Source organism: Nostoc sp. DedQUE12b, from assembly GCF_034530835.1.
Lineage (GTDB): Bacteria > Cyanobacteriota > Cyanobacteriia > Cyanobacteriales > Nostocaceae > Nostoc.
On record NZ_JAVRCI010000041.1, the window covers coordinates 1 to 19,048 of the forward strand.

At 42.9% G+C, this 19,048-nt stretch carries 18 protein-coding genes and 1 pseudogene; 8 read left to right on the top strand and 11 right to left on the bottom strand.

Annotated features, from left to right (window positions below; translation table 11 throughout):
- Nucleotides 1–131: 131 nt before the first annotated feature.
- The gene (locus tag RMY16_RS19595) at nt 132–440 is read right to left on the bottom strand and encodes a cupin domain-containing protein (RefSeq protein WP_322737813.1); all 309 of its coding nucleotides are present in this window, start codon (nt 438–440) and stop codon (nt 132–134) included.
- A gap of 411 nt (nt 441–851) precedes the next feature.
- Nucleotides 852–1,082, bottom strand: a pseudogene (locus RMY16_RS19600) (protein kinase domain-containing protein); the annotation flags it as partial.
- A gap of 83 nt (nt 1,083–1,165) precedes the next feature.
- Between RMY16_RS19600 and RMY16_RS19605 the strand changes: the two are divergent.
- A complete protein-coding gene (locus RMY16_RS19605) occupies nt 1,166–2,350 on the top strand; it encodes an AbrB family transcriptional regulator (protein WP_322737815.1) in 1,185 nt (394 codons plus the stop codon).
- Between the two features lie 166 nt (nt 2,351–2,516).
- Here RMY16_RS19605 and RMY16_RS19610 read toward each other — a convergent pair whose 3' ends face one another.
- On the bottom strand, nt 2,517–3,011 hold the full coding sequence (locus RMY16_RS19610) for a DUF3598 family protein (RefSeq protein ID WP_322737816.1): 495 nt from the start codon (nt 3,009–3,011) through the stop codon (nt 2,517–2,519).
- A 43-nt stretch (nt 3,012–3,054) separates the two neighbouring features.
- The gene (locus tag RMY16_RS19615) at nt 3,055–4,125 is read right to left on the bottom strand and encodes an FAD-dependent monooxygenase (protein WP_322737817.1); all 1,071 of its coding nucleotides are present in this window, start codon (nt 4,123–4,125) and stop codon (nt 3,055–3,057) included.
- 232 nt (nt 4,126–4,357) lie between these two features.
- Here RMY16_RS19615 and RMY16_RS19620 point away from each other — a divergent pair, with 232 nt between their 5' ends.
- A complete protein-coding gene (locus tag RMY16_RS19620; RefSeq protein ID WP_322737818.1) occupies nt 4,358–5,167 on the top strand; it encodes a nucleotidyltransferase domain-containing protein in 810 nt (269 codons plus the stop codon).
- Nucleotides 5,168–5,616: 449 nt separating this feature from the next.
- Here the strand turns inward: RMY16_RS19620 and glsA are convergent, their stop codons facing one another.
- Nucleotides 5,617–6,600, bottom strand: coding sequence for a glutaminase A (gene glsA / locus RMY16_RS19625; protein ID WP_322737819.1), 984 nt, complete (start codon nt 6,598–6,600; stop codon nt 5,617–5,619).
- A gap of 899 nt (nt 6,601–7,499) precedes the next feature.
- On the opposite strand from glsA, the gene RMY16_RS19630 reads away from it, so the two are divergent.
- From RMY16_RS19630 to RMY16_RS19655, 6 genes are all read left to right on the top strand, one after another.
- Entirely contained in the window at nt 7,500–8,603 is a 1,104-nt protein-coding gene (locus RMY16_RS19630; RefSeq protein WP_322737820.1) for a septal ring lytic transglycosylase RlpA family protein, read from the top strand.
- 178 nt (nt 8,604–8,781) lie between these two features.
- Nucleotides 8,782–10,389, top strand: a complete 1,608-nt coding sequence (locus RMY16_RS19635) for a bifunctional pantoate--beta-alanine ligase/(d)CMP kinase (RefSeq protein ID WP_322737821.1) — start codon at nt 8,782–8,784, stop codon at nt 10,387–10,389.
- A gap of 512 nt (nt 10,390–10,901) precedes the next feature.
- Nucleotides 10,902–11,504, top strand: a complete 603-nt coding sequence (locus RMY16_RS19640; protein ID WP_094350617.1) for a superoxide dismutase — start codon at nt 10,902–10,904, stop codon at nt 11,502–11,504.
- Between the two features lie 426 nt (nt 11,505–11,930).
- Nucleotides 11,931–12,137, top strand: coding sequence for a hypothetical protein (locus RMY16_RS19645; RefSeq protein WP_099099470.1), 207 nt, complete (start codon nt 11,931–11,933; stop codon nt 12,135–12,137).
- Nucleotides 12,138–12,223: 86 nt separating this feature from the next.
- On the top strand, nt 12,224–13,360 hold the full coding sequence (locus RMY16_RS19650; RefSeq protein WP_322662131.1) for an AIR synthase related protein: 1,137 nt from the start codon (nt 12,224–12,226) through the stop codon (nt 13,358–13,360).
- A 476-nt stretch (nt 13,361–13,836) separates the two neighbouring features.
- The gene (locus RMY16_RS19655) at nt 13,837–14,523 is read left to right on the top strand and encodes a PHP domain-containing protein (protein ID WP_322662133.1); all 687 of its coding nucleotides are present in this window, start codon (nt 13,837–13,839) and stop codon (nt 14,521–14,523) included.
- A 71-nt stretch (nt 14,524–14,594) separates the two neighbouring features.
- Here the strand turns inward: RMY16_RS19655 and arsH are convergent, their stop codons facing one another.
- The 6 genes from arsH to RMY16_RS19685 all read right to left on the bottom strand — a co-directional run bounded on the left by arsH (nt 14,595) and on the right by RMY16_RS19685 (nt 19,024).
- On the bottom strand, nt 14,595–15,260 hold the full coding sequence (gene arsH / locus RMY16_RS19660; RefSeq protein WP_322737822.1) for an arsenical resistance protein ArsH: 666 nt from the start codon (nt 15,258–15,260) through the stop codon (nt 14,595–14,597).
- A gap of 125 nt (nt 15,261–15,385) precedes the next feature.
- Nucleotides 15,386–15,799: an arsenate reductase, glutathione/glutaredoxin type gene (gene arsC / locus RMY16_RS19665; RefSeq protein ID WP_322662136.1), complete on the bottom strand. Its 414-nt coding sequence runs from the start codon at nt 15,797–15,799 to the stop codon at nt 15,386–15,388.
- 31 nt (nt 15,800–15,830) lie between these two features.
- Nucleotides 15,831–16,895, bottom strand: coding sequence for an ACR3 family arsenite efflux transporter (gene arsB / locus RMY16_RS19670; protein ID WP_322737823.1), 1,065 nt, complete (start codon nt 16,893–16,895; stop codon nt 15,831–15,833).
- 195 nt (nt 16,896–17,090) lie between these two features.
- Complete coding sequence (locus RMY16_RS19675) at nt 17,091–17,417, bottom strand: metalloregulator ArsR/SmtB family transcription factor (RefSeq protein WP_322737824.1); 327 nt, start codon at nt 17,415–17,417, stop codon at nt 17,091–17,093.
- Between the two features lie 273 nt (nt 17,418–17,690).
- On the bottom strand, nt 17,691–18,395 hold the full coding sequence (locus RMY16_RS19680; protein WP_322737825.1) for a precorrin-2 C(20)-methyltransferase: 705 nt from the start codon (nt 18,393–18,395) through the stop codon (nt 17,691–17,693).
- A 2-nt stretch (nt 18,396–18,397) separates the two neighbouring features.
- The gene (locus RMY16_RS19685; RefSeq protein ID WP_322737826.1) at nt 18,398–19,024 is read right to left on the bottom strand and encodes a precorrin-8X methylmutase; all 627 of its coding nucleotides are present in this window, start codon (nt 19,022–19,024) and stop codon (nt 18,398–18,400) included.
- Nucleotides 19,025–19,048: the final 24 nt, after the last annotated feature.

Here is a 19,048-nt window from a genome sequence, read left to right on the forward strand (position 1 = left end):
CTCCGTTAATGAGGCTTTGAACTCCATTAATGAGTCTTTGAACTCCGTTAATGAGGCTTTGAACTCCATTAATGAGTCTTTGAACTCCGTTAATGAGTCTTTGAACTCCGCTCCTCTGCTCCCCTGCCTCTCTACTGCTCTTGATTAGTAAATCGATGAAGCTGACCTTTGGGCGAATGGAGGAAGGTTCCAGCTGTTGCAACAAGGGTGCGATCGTCAAGCTGGAATTCAATTTCTCCATCTTGAACATAAAATGATTCATTTTCTCTAGTGTGCCGATGGGGAGGCGTACCACCACCAGGTGCAACGATTACCTCACAAAGCGCATAGGCTTCTCCTATCTCTTCACCAATTGCTTTGAAAGTATAAAGGTCTTGACCAAAGTAATAAGAACGACCTTGATTTGGTTGAACAAAAAGTCCGTTTTGATGAATTGTCATTGCAACTACTCTCCTTTTTTAGTTAGGTTTCATGCCTTAAGCAATCTACACAAGCCTTACATTTAATTCTATTTACCTACTTCCCGCAAAAAATAGTCACGTCAACTTTGGAGTAAGGTTTCAAGTTGAGCAGCGCAGTAAAGTAACCTTCGCTTTCACTCGCGGATCGAATGCAGCCAGATGCAGCGCATCTTGATTAATGCGAGCAATATGTACTTTACCGGATATATCTTGCAGAAATTGGGGCTAGTTCCAGAATATCCCTTGTTTTAAACGGCAGGTGTCCGGTTAGAAGTTCGTACGTCACACCTAGTAGTCTGCCAACCCAAAAATGCTAAGTGAGGACTGGGGAAAGGGAAAAGGGTAAGGGATTTAAACCCTTTACCCATTCCCCCTTCCCCTTTACCCCGCCAAGTCACGAAAGCGAACTACTAGCGAGTAGAAATCGGTGCGGTAATCGAGCAAACGGTTCATTCGTCCTGTTTGCTCTGGAGATAAATATGCGAGTGTCCCTTCTAAAACATGAGGACTTTTGAAGGTTGGATTCGTGCGGTTAAATTCACTAGCAATCCCAAAATCAATAATTTTGACAACGCCAGTATCCAGATTAAGGACTATGTTTCCAGGGTTGATATCTTTTTGCTTGTTGCTGGTAATGTGCGATCGCATCACCGGAGATCCACTTTTGCACCTATAGCTTAGACTTAAAAAAAAGCTTAGTATCGATGAATCAAAGTCTAAGTGCTACTCCCAGCCTGGAAGAACACACTCATCAAAATCCTGTTGCTACCAAACAGCAGCTATTTAGGAAGCAACTAATTGTCCTTGTCTTGGAGATGCTTCTGGCATTACCTCTGGGTTTACTGCTCACAAAGTTCCAAATTGGCAGGATTGCCTGGATATTTGGCGGGATTGCCGCAGGTACAGTGATTCTCCAAGGGTGTCGAATTTTTTATCAATATTCCCCGCCACCTAATCGCACTGCTAGAAAAGTGGGAATGGCACTTGTCGGCTTAACTGTCGGCGCTTCCAATGCCCACGCTAATCTAGCTAGTGTTGCTTCCGGTATTCCCATATTTATTTTTCTTACCTTATTTCTGCTACTAAGTGGAACCTGTATCGGTTACATTTACTCCCGCGTCAGCAAAACCAACCTATTTACAGCAATGCTGGCTACAGTTCCTGGTGGTGTAGGAATTATGGCAGCGATCGCTGCCGATTACAATAAAAATGTTAGCTTGGTTGCCTTAGTTCAGGCGATTCGCGTCACCTGTGTAGTTGTTCTAATTCCCCTCGTCGCGAAAACATCAACTGGTAATTACTATCCGCAAACACTTCCAATCAACGCTGCTTGGCTCAATCTCGATCCATCTCAATTAGAATTACTCTTGTTAGTACTCCTAATCACTGGATTAGTAGTTTATCCAGCTATATTATTTAAAATACCTGCTGGCGATTTCTTTGGTGCATTGCTGATTGGTATTGGGTTTAATCCTTTGCTACATTGGCTGCCTTTTATGGGTGATATTAGCTTTAGTCCGCCGCCTTTAATTAACTTATTGGGCCAAATGCTGTTGGGAATTACGATTGGTGAATATTGGGGAGACAAACCCAACTTTAGAAAGCGGACTGTCGCCTATGCCTTGATGTCTGTAGGAATGACTCTTATAGCTGGAGCGATCGCTGCTGTACTTGCGATGCAATTAACCTCTTGGGACTGGTTAACCTGTCTTTTAGTCACAGCGCCAGGAGGATCAGCAGAAATGATCCTGGTTTCCCTGGCATTGAATCATAACGTTGAAATTGTCACAACTGGTCATTTAGTACGACTAATTGCGATTAATAGTTCTCTACCGCTTTGGCTGTTTTTGTTTCGCCGTCTGGATAAGCAACTTTCTGAACCAGTTTAATTTTCTTAAAAATAAAGGTCATAACCGAGCGATCGCACGGAGTTTGATCCAGATCGCGCGCCAGGGTTCGGAGGGTTCCACCACCTATCACATAGAGCCAAACAAGATCGCACAATTTCGCTCGATGCCAAACTTCCTTGCTCAAATTTAGGACTATTTAATCTATTTAGGAAAGACGAATTTCTTCAATAAAAGAGATACTATCAAAAATACCATCTTTCAAAGCTTGCGCACTACGAACTCGGCGGTTTTCATCAAGTAAAGTCACTGTTTCTATAAATGTAATCAGCGTGTTATCTTGAGCTTTCGTCATCCGAAAGTGAATTGTGTCTTGGCCTGCATCCAAAGCGATCCCAGAAAAATGAGAATAATTGCTAGAAAACAATTTTAGATTCCTATCTTCAAAGTATCCTTCAAAATTAAGCTGGAGATGAGAGCCATCTGGGTATTCATAATTGTTAACCTGTCGGTACTGACTCCCTTCAATCAAGATGGTAATAGTAGCGAAAAAGCTGCCAGAAAAATGTCCGCGTTTATCAGTTTTGATAAACTCACCTTTCCAAGTGCCAATATGACGTGCAAAAACTTCTGGAACTTTCTCCAGATCAACAGATATCGCCGAGGTGATGGTATTTTGGCTAATTACAGGATCGTTACTCATTAATTTTAGATAAAAACTAATTTTACTTTAAGTTTCGCGTTCGCTAACGGCGACCAATTTTCTGGCTCATTTCCCGACTCGTGCGTTGATATTCGTGAACAATGGGTAATCTTTCTGTCTGATAATTTTCGAGAGCTTCAGAAATACTACCACTAGACGCGAGATGTTGCCTTAAAGCCAAACCATCTTCCCAACCCGAAGTCATACCTCTAGCGCGAGTCGGACTTTTTGCGTGAGCCGCATCACCAATTAAAATAACGCGACCATTATACAGTTGAGGCAGGGGATCGATGTCATAGGAATAACGACAGATAATATTTTCCGCAGGAGTTGACTCAATTACATTTCGTGCATCCTCTGGGAGTTTGGCTAATTCTTCGGGAGGAATAGATATATCAGTTGGTTGTAGTGCGCCTATTTCAGAATCCGTCTGCTCTTTTTCTATAAAGAAACCCCAATGAGTCAGATTCCCACCAATATGAAAGAAATTTGCATAAATTCCCCGACCGCGTACATAAACAAAAAAGTTTCCTTCTGGACAGAAGCTATTATCTGTCACAATGCCTCGCCAAACTAGATCGCCTAAATAGCATAGTTTTACATTCGGAACTACAAACTGCCGAACCTTAGAAAGAATGCCATCAGCACCCACTATCAGATCCCCTTCCCAGTGACTTCCATCTTTAAAGTGTGCGATCGCACTATTCTCAGTCTGCGTTATCGAAGCTAATTGAGCATTAAAATGAATACTATTAGGAGGTAAAGTATCGAGGATTGCTTCTAAAATCGCCTTACGGTGTACAAGCATTCCTGGTAGTTCATCTTCAGCATAGGTGACGGTTTCTGAGTTGATGAATCCACCTTTAAGGTTGCGAAACTCGAATAATTTTACAGGATCGCCTGAGTTAATAATTTTTTGGCTGATTTGAGGGTTTCCTTGATGAAGTGCTTCCATACCTGATTGGACAATAAGAATGCCACATCCATCGGTACGGACTACAGGTGCTTTTTCAAACAAGTCAACTTGAAACCCTTCTTGAATAAGTAAAGTTGCAAGATAAGCCCCTGATGTCCCTGCGCCGATAATACCTATCTTGCTGTTGGAAGAAACCATCTGTGACTCTCTTGATTTAATCTTGTTTAGACGATACTTGATTGAGATATTATCTTAAATTGTAAGATTAAGCCAAAAAGTTTTTTATCAAGGGCGATGCCTCTGGCGGATATAGCTCCTAATTGAGGTTGCATACGGTTGGACGGACACGCGAAAAGGGATAATTTAAAATTTGGCAACTATATATAGTGTTATTTGGTATTTTGCGATCGCTGCTGTAATTTGAGATAGTATGCCTGTTCCTGAACCACAACAAGAGCTTTTAGAACAAATTCTGGCAAAGTTGAAGACGGATGACCGTTTACTGGGTGTAGCGGTCGGTGGTTCCTATTTGAGTGGAGAAATGGATGAGTATTCTGACCTCGACTTGATTATTGTTGTGGATGATGTTCACTATGAGCAAGTTTTAAACGAGCGTCAGCTTCTAGCCAGCAAACTAGGGAAACTGCTAGCAGCTTTTACCGGTGAACACGTCGGTGAACCTAGATTGTTAATCTGTCTCTATGACAGTCCTCTTGTACACGTCGATTTGAAGTTTTTGCTTTTACAAAATTTTCAAACAGACCGCGTAGAAAATCCGATTATTCTATGGGAGCGAGAAAATCTACTAACTTTAGCTGTCTCAGAGAACCCACAGAACTATCCACCCTTTGACCCGCAGTGGATTGAAGACCGCTTCTGGGTTTGGGTACATTATGGTGCAACTAAATTAGGAAGAGGTGAACTTTTTGAAGTCATTGATTTTCTTTCTTTTCTGCGTGGGCAAGTTTTGGCTCCATTAGCCAAAGTGCAGGCTGGACTACTTCCACGCGGCGTGAGAAATTTGGAAAGGGAAATTCCGTCTTATTTGAGCGATTTTCGCCAGACTATTCCCGCTAAACACGATCAAGAAGAAATTGCGCGATCGCTTCAACATACCATTCACTTGTACCGCCAACTTCGCTCTAAATTAACAATGCCAGAGTTAATTATCCGTTCTCAAACAGAAACTGCCTCCACAAAGTATTTGGAAAAAGTAATAGATGGTTTTAAACAGAGCTAATAGACCTCTTGCAAAACTAGTTTTGCAAGAGGAGGAAAGGGTAAAGGTTAAAGGGAAAGGATAATTCTATCGCTGCTTTCCCCTTTGCCCCTTACCCCTTACCCCACTTCTGCAAGAAGTCTAATAAATAGGAGTCAGAATTCAGAATACTCTACCCATGAAAGGTTTTTCTCTCTCTTCCTTGGTGTCCTTATCTGCGAGACGCTGCGCGATGACACTAGCCTACGGCAGACGCTTTGCGCCTACGTCAAAAAATTTAGGTATGCTGCTGGCGGGAAGGGAGTAATTTTTTCTGACTTCTGACTTCTGAATTCTTATTTAGGGCTTGCATATTTGCGGGATGATTTTACTATTTTTGTGGGATGGGCATCTTGCCCGTCCCTTGTATTTCCGGGCGGGCAGGATGCCCACCCCACAATAATCATCCCTTAATTGAGCAACGCCCTTATTTATTGAAATTTCGCTTCTTCGCCTGAACAATCAAATAGATGTAAACCTAACCGTTGGGAAAGTTCTTCACACACCTTTACCCCCCGCACACTATTACCACGCACATCCAACAACGGCGAAAAAACTCCAATGCCTATTTTATTGGGTACAACGGCAATAATCCCACCACAAATCCCACTTTTCGCCGGAATCCCAATTTTATAAGCCCATTCACCTGCAAAGTTGTACATCCCACAGGTATACATAACACTCAGAATATCTTTGATGTAACGCTTATCTATCGCCCGTTCTTTGGTGATGGGGTTAATACCTCTGTTCGCAAGAGTAGCCGCCATCACCGCCAAGTCTTGACAATTCACCATCACGGCACACTGCTGGAAATAAAGATCCAGCGCCTCTTCAATGTTCCGGTCAATCATGCCAAAGTTGAGCATCAAATGCGCCATTGCGCGGTTACGATGCCCTGTACTGCGTTCTGAAGTAAAAACTGAAATGTCAACGAATACGTCGCGCCCAATATATCGCCGAAACATATCCAGCATTCGGTTCAGGCGTTCGGTAGGGCCGGAACCTTTAATTAAGCTAGTGGTGGCGATCGCTCCAGCGTTTACCATTGGATTATAAGGTCGTTTCGATTGCTCATCCAAAACAATCGCGTTGAATGCATCTCCTGTGGGTTCCACGCCAACTCTAGTTAAAACATAATCCAGTCCATGATCTTCTAAGGCAAGTCCATAAGCAAACACCTTAGAAATTGACTGAATGGTAAAAAGTTGCTCGTAGTCCCCAACTTTGTAAATCTGACCATCTACTGTCACAATGCAAATGCTGAACCAATCCGGGTTTGCCTTTGCTAGTTCGGGAATGTATTTCGCTACAGTACCCTCCCGCAGTGACTTGTACTGGGAATGTAACTCGTAGAGAAAAGCTTTTAATGGCGATGGTTCTATTTCTAAATCTCCTGGATGCACTTGGTTTGTCATTAGGCTGATGGCATTTTCCAAAATACCTACTATATATAGAAGAGGTACAGCTGTACATCCCTACTGTTACAAAGATTTTGTCAAAAATAGCTTGCTCTAAAAAATCATACTTGAGCAATTACTGAAATTAGACGAAATAAGATGTATTTTTTATTACAAGCTATATCTGTTATTTAAGCGATCGCAAAGTTTTCTTAATTTTTAAGTCATTAATCCTGAAAAATATTAGTTTGAGTATTGTCCTTTTTTTTATACTCAGCAATACGGTGAGGCAAAGTTTTATTTGTTACTAATATCAGTCTAGTTGTGGAGACTAAAAGTAATGATTGATGTAAGTAGAAAAAACTTTCAAAAAAGATATTAAACTCAAACTAATTTGCATAATTATTTAAGATGTAACTCATATCACCACTTATTCATAGTTAAATCTAAAGATTTCATTAAATAAATGATTTTAAGCATTTATGCCGTTGCTATTTAATTAAAGTTATATTACCTTCTTAGAGGAAATAGCCAAAAAGTATGTGATCTAGAATACACGGGTAGTTGCGAGCCTTTAGAAGTGATGTGAATAAGGTATCGCTACTTTAGTGTGAAATAAGCGTAAAGTTTTTTTAAGAATTTTTTGACTTACGGAAAAAAGTGTTACATAGCCAAAGTCCGCTTTTGAGAAAGGTTTCGACCTTCAAATTGGAATGGGAATTTGAGAAAGTGGACGAGAGTTACGCTAAAACCCTGATCCCCAAGCCAAAAGGTTCGTGTTAGTCTGTTGCAGTTATAAAGAACAAAGTGAAAACGGAACGAGTTCGAGTTTTTCAAAAGGGAAATCACTTTCATTAGTGATAAATCCCGCAAGTTATAAAACTTTAAGTTCTACAGTCGCTTTCAAAAACGGACGCATGAATCAAAGACATTTGTGGACTATTGTTGCCCTGTTTATGGCTGTTTTGGGAATACCCTCAGTCGGTTGCACTCAAACCACCAAAGGAAATGCGCTAGCATCCCAAAAATCACCCACCCCTGATGTGGTTAAGGTGGGAGAGTACCAATCAACAGCAGGGAAACAAACCTTGGATGCTGTGATTACAGAAATTCATCCTCACGAAATTAGAGGACGTAAGGCGGCAACCCTTTTTATCAAAAATATACCTGTTCTCACCTTTTTGAGTTCTGTATCAAATACAAATCTTGAGACTAAAAAAGTTGGTGCAATTGGCAATACTGGGGGCGTACAAGGGTACGCCCTTATTGCTAGCAATTCATCAAATGCATTGAATACTGGGAACCTAACAGATGCGAGTAACCAGATTAGCTCCGCTGAGAATGACCCGGTTCAGATAGCTGGTGTAATAGCAGCTAAGATCAACCAGTTGAATCGAGAAAACGTGGACGGGAGTAAAATTACCGTCAGTTGGAAAGCGGGCGAAAAGTCTACTGCCAATCAAGCGCAAAACAAAAGCGTCCCTGCGCAACAAGATGGCGATCGCTATGTAATCAAAATTAATGGCGAAGAACTGGTCGAAATCAACGAAGGTACGCGACTAGCAGATAGTACTAACAATTTGGCGCAAGATGCATTGCAAGCAACTAATCGCTTGCGGAGACTACTAGGCAATGCATCTCCTATAAAAGAAATTGCGAATTTACCAGTCCGTCAACAAATATCAATACCAAAGCTGCCTCAACAGGTTGCCGTTGGAGTAGTGCGATCCACTTTGAGAGGTGTAGCTTCTTTTTATGGCTATGACTTTGCTGGTAATCGCACTGCTAGCGGCCAGAGATTCAACCCTGAAGGCATGACTGCTGCTCATCGCAGCTTACCCTTTGGTACAAAAGTTCGTGTAACCAACACCCGCAATGGTCGTTCCGTAGTGCTGCGGATTAATGACCGAGGCCCATTCATTCGAGGTCGAGTCATTGACGTATCTACCGGCGCGGCTCGGGTTTTGGGAATGATGGGCAGTGGCATAGCACCAGTACAGATTGAAGTCTTAGGGAAATAATCCAGTAGGTTACAGGTTACAGGGGAAAGATTATTTCCTATCACCTGTCACCTATAACCTTTACCCTAAGCCCAATCCCAGTTCCGTATCACTTAATTCCCCTAGTTCAATCATCTCTTCCCTCTATTTCAGATATAAACTAACGGGGGAGGGATCGATAAGAACTAGGGGTATTTTTGTGCGCCTGCTGACAACAGTCGCAGCTTTACGCTGCTATTTAACTAAACGCTGCTCAGAAAACAAGCTAATTGCGGTCGCTGAGGATCTCAGACTAGATGAAATGACTGGCTGGTATCAGACGGCAGTCGGTCTGGTGCCAACGATGGGAAATTTGCATCAAGGTCATTTAAGCTTGATCCAACGGGCGCGGCACGAAAATTCTACGGTGATTGTGAGTATTTTCGTCAATCCCCTGCAATTTGCTCCTAACGAGGATTATCAACGCTATCCTCGCACTTTAGAGCAAGACCAACAACTTTGCGAACAAGCTGGCGTAGATGCCATTTTTGCACCGACTCCGGAAGAAATGGCAGTTCCCCAGAAGAGTATACAAGAATCAAAGGTTACACAAGTTATCCCTCCATCTGCTATGATGACAGGCTTGTGTGGTCGTACTCGGCAAGGTCACTTTCAGGGTGTCGCTACGATTGTTACCAAACTTTTCAATTTGGTACAGCCTGACCGTGCCTACTTTGGTCAAAAGGATGGTCAGCAACTAGCAATTATTAAACGCTTAGTGGCTGACTTGAATTTGCCAGTAGAAATTGTTGCTTGTCCAACAGTACGGGAAGCGTCGGGTCTGGCGTTCAGTTCTCGCAATCAATATTTGACTGCAACGGCAAAAGAGCAAGCAGCAGTCTTATATCGTGGCTTGCAACGAGCGGAAGCTGCATTCATTGCAGGCGATCGCAATAGCAACAAGTTGATAGCAGTGGTACAGCAAGAAGTGGCAATGGTCAGCACGGTCTCAGTGGAATATATTGAATTGGTTGAACCGACTACGTTGATGTCTTTAGAAAAAGTTGAGGAGGAAGGAATGTTGGCGATCGCAGCTCGTTTTGGTACTACACGTTTGATTGACAATACGATATTGCGCGATCGTCAACCTATTATCGCCATTGATGGCCCAGCTGGTGCTGGAAAATCTACAGTGGCGCGGCAAGTGGCAGCAAACCTGAATTTAGTGTATTTAGATACAGGAGCAATGTACCGTGCTGTCACTTGGTTAGTACTGCAAAAGGGAATTGCTATTGACGATGAGTGTGCGATCGCGGAATTAACTAATCAGTGCAAAATTGAACTGACTCCCACCCAGGATTTACAATCGTCCGTGCAGGTTTGGATTGATGGTACTGATGTTACCCAGGTAATTCGCACCATTGAAGTAACATCTCTTGTATCTGCGATCGCTGCACAAGGCGCTGTCCGTCAAGCACTAGTTAAACAACAGCAAAGCTGGGGTAAAAGAGGTGGTTTAGTTGCTGAAGGTCGGGATATTGGTACTCACGTATTTCCCGATGCCGAAGTTAAAATCTTCTTAACCGCTTCTGTCAGTGAACGTGCCCGTCGCCGCCAGCAAGACTTTAACACCCAAGGTCAACCCGAAGTGAGTTTAGAGCAGCTGGAACACGACATCGCCGAACGTGACTGGAAAGATAGTACACGCAAGGTTTCTCCTTTGCAGAAAGCAGCAGATGCAATCGAACTTCAAACTGATGGTTTGGAAGTGTCTGAAGTCACTGCACAAATCGTTAACTATTACCAACAGCGTTTATCTCAGTATTAATTGCTGCTATTTGCTATTAGTTTTTTAGTTTCAAAGGGTGGTGGGTGAGTGATTATTCACTTACCATCCCCAAAACTGTATTTAAAAATCAAATAGATAATTTGAATATTGGCTATCTTCTTGAAAAATTAACACTTACTAAGTGTTAATAAATATTACTATTTATTTAAAATTAAATCATCTGGCTTTCGACTGATTTTTTAGCTCGTAATTAATCTTACTAAAGATAGAAGTATGAAAGCTTTAATTGCTAAATGCTAATTAGTTATTGACCCTTCGCTATGAAATATTAGTCATTTTTATTTATAGTCAAGAATAGCTGGTGATTTGACTTATCACCGAAGTACTTTGTTTCCGTCTTCACTTTATCTTCACTTTGGTAGTAGAATGACGATGTTAAGTTTTATGTTCCATGATTAAAGACATAAAACCCCTACAAATAAAAGCTATTAATTTCCCCAACTTTTGCAATAGCTTAAAACTGGAAACCGGTAAAGAGAGGATTTGACACAATGGCATTTGTACAGCCCCCACTACCCTTTGAAAAAGATGCTCTAGAGCCTTTTGGCATGAAAGCTGAAACTTTTGAGTATCACTACGGCAAGCATCACAAAGCTTATGTAGACAACCTCAACAAGCTCACTGAAGGTACAGAACTTGCTGATAAGTCCCTAGAAGAAGTGATCAAAATTTCCTTCCAAGACTCCTCTAAGGTGGGAATCTTCAACAATGCTGCCCAAGTTTGGAACCACACTTTCTTCTGGAATTCTTTGAAACCACAAGGTGGTGGCACACCCACAGGTGAACTCGCAGCCAAAATCGATAAAGATTTTGGTAGCTTTGACAAATTCAAGGAAGAGTTCTCTAACGCGGCTGCAACTCAATTCGGCAGCGGGTGGTCTTGGCTGATCGATGATGGTGGTACGTTAAAGGTGATCAAAACACCAAATGCAGAAAATCCCCTAGCTCATGGTAAGAAGGCACTCCTAACCTTGGATGTTTGGGAACATGCCTACTACATTGACTATAAAAACGCTCGTCCAGCGTTCATCAAGAATTTCTTAGAAAACTTGGTCAACTGGGACTTTGCTGCTGAAAACTTGGCTAAAGCTTAATTACTTGGCAGTTTTGAACTGGCTGCGATGTCTTTTAGCCAGCTACTTTGCAGCTATGTAGCTTGTGCCAGATATGTAAAGTAGAAATAATTCATTTAACACCCTTATCAGCAGTCACGACAGTAGTCAGTTAAGTTTAAATTGATGGGTAAGCGAGTTCGTAGTAAGGACTTTAGTCCTTATTGTCTAAGCACTAAAGTGCTTACTACAAACCCTGAAAACTAGCTTAGACATTGTACTAGTAGTCTGCCAACCCAAAAATGCTGGGTGGGGGCTGGGGAAAGGGGAAAGGGGAAAAGGTAACGGATTTAAAACCTTTCCCCCTTCCCCCTTACCCTTTACCCCGCCAAGTGAACTTGGCGACCTACTAGTATCGTGACTGTTTTTGGTTAGGCCTTGAGGGGGATGGTGTGTAAATCAAAATATATGGATAGCAAAGAACTAGCGCAATACATCGAAGCAACGAATAGCATATCCAAACCTTGGGTATTGGTACAACTGCGCCTCAAAAAATTGCAAGAGCGTCGAGCCACCCTGACAAACGATGTTTATACCAAAGAATTAGAAGATATTTACCAAGACTTGATGAAATTGGGTGAATGGTGGCGTGGTATTGAAGATGAGGTATTTTGAGGTATTTTAAAGTGAGGAGTTATGAGTTATGAGTTTTGCTAACTTTTAACTCCTAACTCCTAACTTCTAACTTAAAACGCAACCTGATGGCTCAAGCTCTCGATCAAGTCGATTACGATACTCTCGATGCAGCAAAACGACGTTTCATCGATGCTGCAAAACGCACACTTGGCTTTGCAAGCGCTTATGGCATCGTCCCCGCGTCAGGTCTGGGAGCAAGTGCTAACGCTTTCAGCTTCAACCTCGCTCCGTTTCTAGAGGCGGGGGCTAGAGAACTTTCGATGACACTTGTCCCCGAAGGACTGGGCACCGCAGACGATACCCGCCCTGATGACCTTTCTGAAGAAGAACTTCGACGATTCTGGTGGAATATTGGTATCAAGATCATCTCCTGTCTGACTAACGATGCTGCAACTTCAGGTATGCAGACTATACTTCTGGGTCTTTATCTGCCGTCGAGTACTCCTGAAACAATCTTTACCCCTGCTTTCCTTGATGGGTTTCTTGATGGAGTAGTTGAGGGGTGCAAACGAGTCGGGTGTGTCTATCTCTCAGGGGAAACTCCTCAACTAAAAACTAAGATGATTCCAGGGCGGCTCGATATCGCCGGCTCGGTTTTTGGGGTTATGCCGGCTGGTGTCGCTCCCATTGATAGCTCGCGTCTGGATGCCGGAAATACTATTGTTCTGGTCGAAAGTTCGGGCCCCCATGAGAACGGTTTTACCCCACTGCGAAAGCTTGCTGAGTCGCTTCCTGATGGCTACAGAACAAAACTTCCGAGTGGGCAGGAGTTCTGGGAAGCGATGAATGCTGCGTCGTATCTCTACACGCCCCTTGTACAGGCGGTGCTTGGCGAAGGAATTCGTCCCACAGCGATGGAGAATATCACTGGTCATGGCTGGCAAAAGCTGATGCGGTCGGTGAAGCCGCTTCGGTACGTTATCAAAACAATGCTCCCAGTACCAGAAATATTTACATTTGTTGAGAGTCATCTTGAGGGCGGAGCCGAGACGATGCTTTCGGTGTTCAATTACGGTGCAGGATTCGCATTTTATACAGAGTCGGAACAGGATGCAGAAAGAATTGTCCTGCTTGCAAGAGAACATCAACTTTCGGCTGTGATTGCTGGAAGAGTTGAAACGTCTGTTTCCCGCGAGGTAGTGATAGAACCCTTGGGAGTCACCTTGAAAGGAGATTCTTTTGGAATTGCGCGAGGAGTATAATGCAACCCAAGCGTAGGCATAGCCCGCACTTCGGCTGCGCTCAGTGACCATCGTAGACATCGCTAGTTTTCTCGAAGCTATTTTAGACTCACTTATGCGGTCGCTAAAGTCATTATTGGTTAGAAAAAAGCTGTAATTACTGATAAAAATAATCTTTTTTACACACAAAATCAATTTGCATTCCAGGCTTATTAGAGATAATTATTCTACTAAACCTTTATTTTTTAAGCCATTTAACACAGATGTTATAGGCGCATTTATGAAAGTTTAGATGTAATATTTACTACTACTTGATAATAAGGTGGTGCAAATTACCCATGACTACTGAGATTAAGATTTGCTAACGTAGTCTTAACATATTGAAAAATTTGCTGAGAAAGTAGCAGCTGATACTAATTTTTAGTATTGGTTCTTTCTCATCCAGAGATGTGGCATTTTAGTGTGTTAAGGATAGATATTTTTCTTCAGAGGGGGTTATGGCTGTAAATTTGGCCCGTACTACAACTTCGGCAGAACTTTTAAAGCAAGTATTCCGTAACATTGATGCACATAGTTGTCCAAGGTTATTCAACTTTCACATGCACACTGTCTACTCAGATGGTAGATTGCAGCCTAGTGCATTGATGGAGCAGGCGATCGCTATTGGGTTAAAAGGGTTAGCCATCACCGATCATCATGGTATTGTCGGCTATCAAGCGGCGCTTGCTTGGTTAGAAGATTGGAAGTGGAATAATCCTCATGCAATAACTCCTCACCTGTGGAGTGGCGTAGAAATCAATGCCAACCTTTTGAATATAGAAGTTCACATTTTGGCTTATGCTTTTGCGACAGAACACCCTAGTATGAAACCCTATCTGCAAAGAAGGGCGACTACAGGGCAAGAATATCAGGCAAGTAACGTGATTGCCGCTATTCATGAAGCTGGGGGATTGGCAGTTTTGGCTCATCCAGCTCGTTACAAGCGATCGCTTTTTGACTTAATTCCAGCTGCGTCCGAAAAGGGCATCGATGGTGTGGAAACTTTCTACGCCTACAATAACCCTAACCCTTGGAAACCCAGCGTATTGGAATCAGAACAAGTGCAAAAGTTGGCTGATGAATACTTTCTTTTCAATACCTGTGGTACTGATAGCCACGGTTTGAGCCTGCTACAACGCTTGTAAACATGAATCAATTTTTTTCAATCTCCTGGTTCAATCTGCCAGGAGGTTATCTTTTTTTGGATACTCAATAGTCAATTTGTTTTAGAGTTAACTTCAAGAGATTGAGAGGCTATCTTGATTGTCTCTTTGGCAGCTTTTTCTTTACGTTCACTATAGCGGTCTGTGAGATAATCAACTTTGTCACGCAATAGCAAGGTAAATTTGTAAAGTTCTTCCATCACATCGACCACGCGATCGCGGTAGAGCGAATCCTTCATAGTCCCGTCTTCGTTAAACTCCTGATATGCTTTAGCCACTGAAGATTGATTCGGGATCGTAAACATCCGCATCCAGCGTCCAAGAATTCTTAATGTGTTGACAGCGTTAAAAGACTGAGATCCGCCACTCACTTGCATTACAGCCAAAGTTCTCCCTTGAGTCGGGCGAACGGCTCCAATACTAAGCGGAATCCAGTCAATTTGGTTTTTCATAATGCCAGAAATCTGACCGTGCAACTCTGGGCTAGACCAAACCTGCCCTTCTGACCACAAGCTTAATTGACGCAACTCCTGCACCTTTGGGTGGCTGTCAAGTACGCTGCCGTAAATCGGCAGTTCGCGGGGATCGAAAAACTTTACCTCTGCCCCAAATTCTTCAATGATGCGTGCGGCTTCTTCTGCCAAGAGGCGGCTATAGGAACGCTCACGCAGGGAGCCATACAAAAATAAAATTCTGGGGGGATGGTCAAATGTCGTCATGGTAATTGCTTATTCTTTTCCAACTCTTGCAAAAATCACCCACCAGAGGTTCTCTGAAATTGGTTGAATTGTTTCTTGCTCCATTGGTTTGAGCCTTAGTTTAATTCCAGTACTACAAGTAATATTTATCGAGCAGTTGTAAATTCTTTATTCACAGACTCAATTAATTGAGTCACCCGTTCTTTGATTTCATCGCGGACTCTCGGAAAAATTTCTGGTTGTTCTGCTGGATCATCTAACTGCCAGTCTTCAAATACTTCCCGCACAACCCATTCAGGTGGCAAATTCACCCCACAGCCACACAAAGAAATCACTACATCAAAGTCTTGTGCTTGGAAATCACTCAGGGGTTTGGAGTGTTGATCGGTAATGTCGATACCAATTTCTTTCATGGTTGCGATCGCTTCTGGTCTAACCTGACTTGCTTCTAATCCAGAGCTAATCACTGCAATCTTTCCCTTACCAAGAGTTTTAGCAAAACCTTCCGCCATTTGGGAACGGGCAGAATTCTTTTTGCAGACAAACATCACACGTTTCATGGTTCAAATCCTCTGAATAATTTGACTAAATTTAAAAGGTTTTCGATTCAGATGGCAAAAAATAACGTTTCTCAAACCAGAAAGCAACGTTCACAAGACCAATTAATACAGGCACTTCCACCAAAGGCCCGACGACGGCGGCAAAAGCAACACCCGAATTAATGCCAAATACTGCGATCGCCACTGCGATCGCTAATTCAAAATTATTTCCTGCCGATGTAAACGCTACACTTGCGGCTCTAGAATAGTCTGTTTTAACCCGCCAAGCCATGTAAAAGCTGACCAGAAACATGATGATGAAGTAGACGAGCAACGGAATTGCAATCTTCACCACATCGAAGGGGATCTGAACAATCAAATTCCCTTTCAAGCTGAACATAACGACGATTGTAAATAATAAAGCAATCAGTGTAATGGGGCTGATTTTAGGCACAAATTCCTCGTGATACCACAGCTTGCTTTTCACCTTTACTAAGAAGTAACGAGTGAAAAATCCAGCCAAAAAGGGAATACCGAGATAGATAAACACACTTTCAGCAATCTCAGCAATGCTGACATTAACAACACTGCCTTGTAACCCGAATAGTGGCGGCAGTACAGTGATGAAAAACCAGGCATAAGGGCTATAAAAGATGACTTGAAAGATACTATTAAAAGCAACCAATCCAGCCGTATATTCTGTATTGCCTCGTGCCAAGTCGCTCCACACAACTACCATTGCAATACACCGGGCTAATCCAATCAAAATCAATCCCGTCATGTATTCTGGGTAATTATGTAAGAAGATAGCTGCCAGAGCAAACATCAAAATTGGCCCAATGATCCAATTTTGAATTAGTGAAACACCAAGAATTTTTCCGTTGCGAAATACATCTCCTAATTCTTCGTATCGCACCTTGGCTAGGGGCGGGTACATCATCAGAATTAACCCAATGGCAATCGGTATATTCGTTGTTCCTACTTGGAACTGATTGATAAACGCTTCTACTCCAGGAAAGAAATAGCCTAGACCAACACCGATCGCCATTGCTAAAAAAATCCATAAAGTTAGGAAGCGGTCAATAAAGGAGAGGCGTTTTGAAGTTTTTTTGTTCATTACAATTAACCCCATACATGAATGCAGGAGCTTCGAGCAGGAATTTCAAATTATTCAATCCAAAATCCAAAATTGAAAATCTAAAATTCGTGAGTTATATCAAGAGTATATCTCCATCATTTCAAAAAAAATTGATTTGTCAATCCGTAAACAAGTAGAAGGAAACAAATTATTACAAAAAAAATTGATGTATTTTTAACTCTCGCACGGGGGACGAATAGGTAATATTGGGCTAAAGCGGCGGAATTCTGCTAGATACTGCTCTAAGGCAACAAACTGCGGCAGATTGAGGCTGTAGTAAATCCAGCGCCCTTCTTGACGAGCGCGAACTAAACCCGCTTCTTTTAGGGTTTTGAGGTGAAAAGACAGTTTAGACTGAGTGGTTCCCAGGTGGTCACACAGGTCACACACGCATAGTTCTTGAGAACGCAGAAGTTCTAATACCTTAATCCGTAGGGGGTCAGACAGGGCATGAAAACCCGCAGCGATCGTCTCAGGAGTGAAGGTGCTATTAGAAGCCATCAACTTTTCTTGAAGTATTTCTTTATGGTAAAGTCTAAATTATAGGTTAAGGTGATTTCTGATGAAAAAATACCTATGTTGACGAGTTTCGACAACTCTTGGAGACGCTACGCGTAGCTTGCTTCCCCGCAGGGGTACGCTCAACTCTCGACTACTCAGTTGGTTGAGCGAACTTGTACTGAGCGAAGTCGAAGTAGTCGAAACCAACGGCTATGGTAAATTTATTACTAGAATTCACCTAAACAATACCTTTACCGAAAAGAAAAGGTCAGTCTATAGTCGATTCTTGGTGGGAATCACAATCATTGAAAAATAGGGTACTTCGGCTGGATCGACTTCATCTAGGGGGATGATGCGTTGCTGTGATGTTGATGCCCGCTCAATATATCTTGCTCGTGACGCTAGCCCCAATTTATGCAGGATATCTCGTACTTTGGTAAAGTGACGGCCTAGTTTCATAATTGCAGCTGCGTCGGTCATCAGCAGATGTGTAGTCAGTTCTTCTGCTGGCAACGGGGCAGGTAAGACGGTGAGGATATCGGTGTAGTAGGTGAAAGGTACACCCAAGGCTACCGGACAAGCCATTAGCGAGGAAACTCCGGGGACAACTTCTGTTTCGTATTGGTCACATAACCGCGTGAACAGGTACATAAATGAGCCATAGAAAAATGGATCGCCCTCACATAACACCACGACATCTCGACCGGCTGCTAAATGGTCAGCGATTGGTTCAATTTCCTTGTCATAAATAGACTTGGCCTTTTCTGGTTCCAAAGCGCGGGGGAGGTGAAATAATACCTCAATTTGATTGCCAGGAAGATGTTGCGCCACGATCGCTCTAGCGATACTTTCTTTATCTGTGGCTGATTGATAAGCTACCACAGGAGCCGCACGTAATAGCCGCAGTGCTTTCAGAGTCAATAGTTCGGGATCGCCTGGGCCGACACCAATTCCATAAAGACGGCCTTTGGGTTGCATATTCATTCTTCCTCCGTTGCCAGGGCGTTAACTGCTGCTGCCGCGATCGCACTTCCACCGCGCCGACCGTGTAAGGTTAAAAATGGTACATTTCTGCTATCTGCTGCCAGTGCGGCTTTTGATTCTGCTGCACCGACAAACCCCACTGGAAAGCCCAAGATAATTGCAGGTTTAGTAGCTCCTTCATCGAGCATTTCTAACAGTCTGAACAGGGCTGTGGGCGCATTCCCAATTGCGATTACTGAGCCTTCTAGGCGCGATCGCCATAATTCTAGGGCCGCTGCCGACCTTGTAGTACCCATACGCTGGGCAAGTTCTGGCACTTCCGGCTCGTTAAGAGTACAGATAACTTGATTGTTTGCAGACAACCGCCGTCTAGTAACGCCATCGGCAACCATTCGACAATCGCACAGAATTGGCGCTCCTGCTGCCAGTGCTGCCCTTGCGGATTGTACTGCTGTTGGTGAATATCCTAAGTCAGTAACAATATCCGTCATCCCACAGGCATGAATGAGACGTACAGCAACTTTTGCTACATCTGGTGGCAAGACATCTAAGTTCGCTTCTGACCGGATGATTGCAAAAGAATTACGGTAAATTTCGTTGGCATCTCGGATATAGTCGGGCATTAAATTTGGGATTTTAAATTTGGG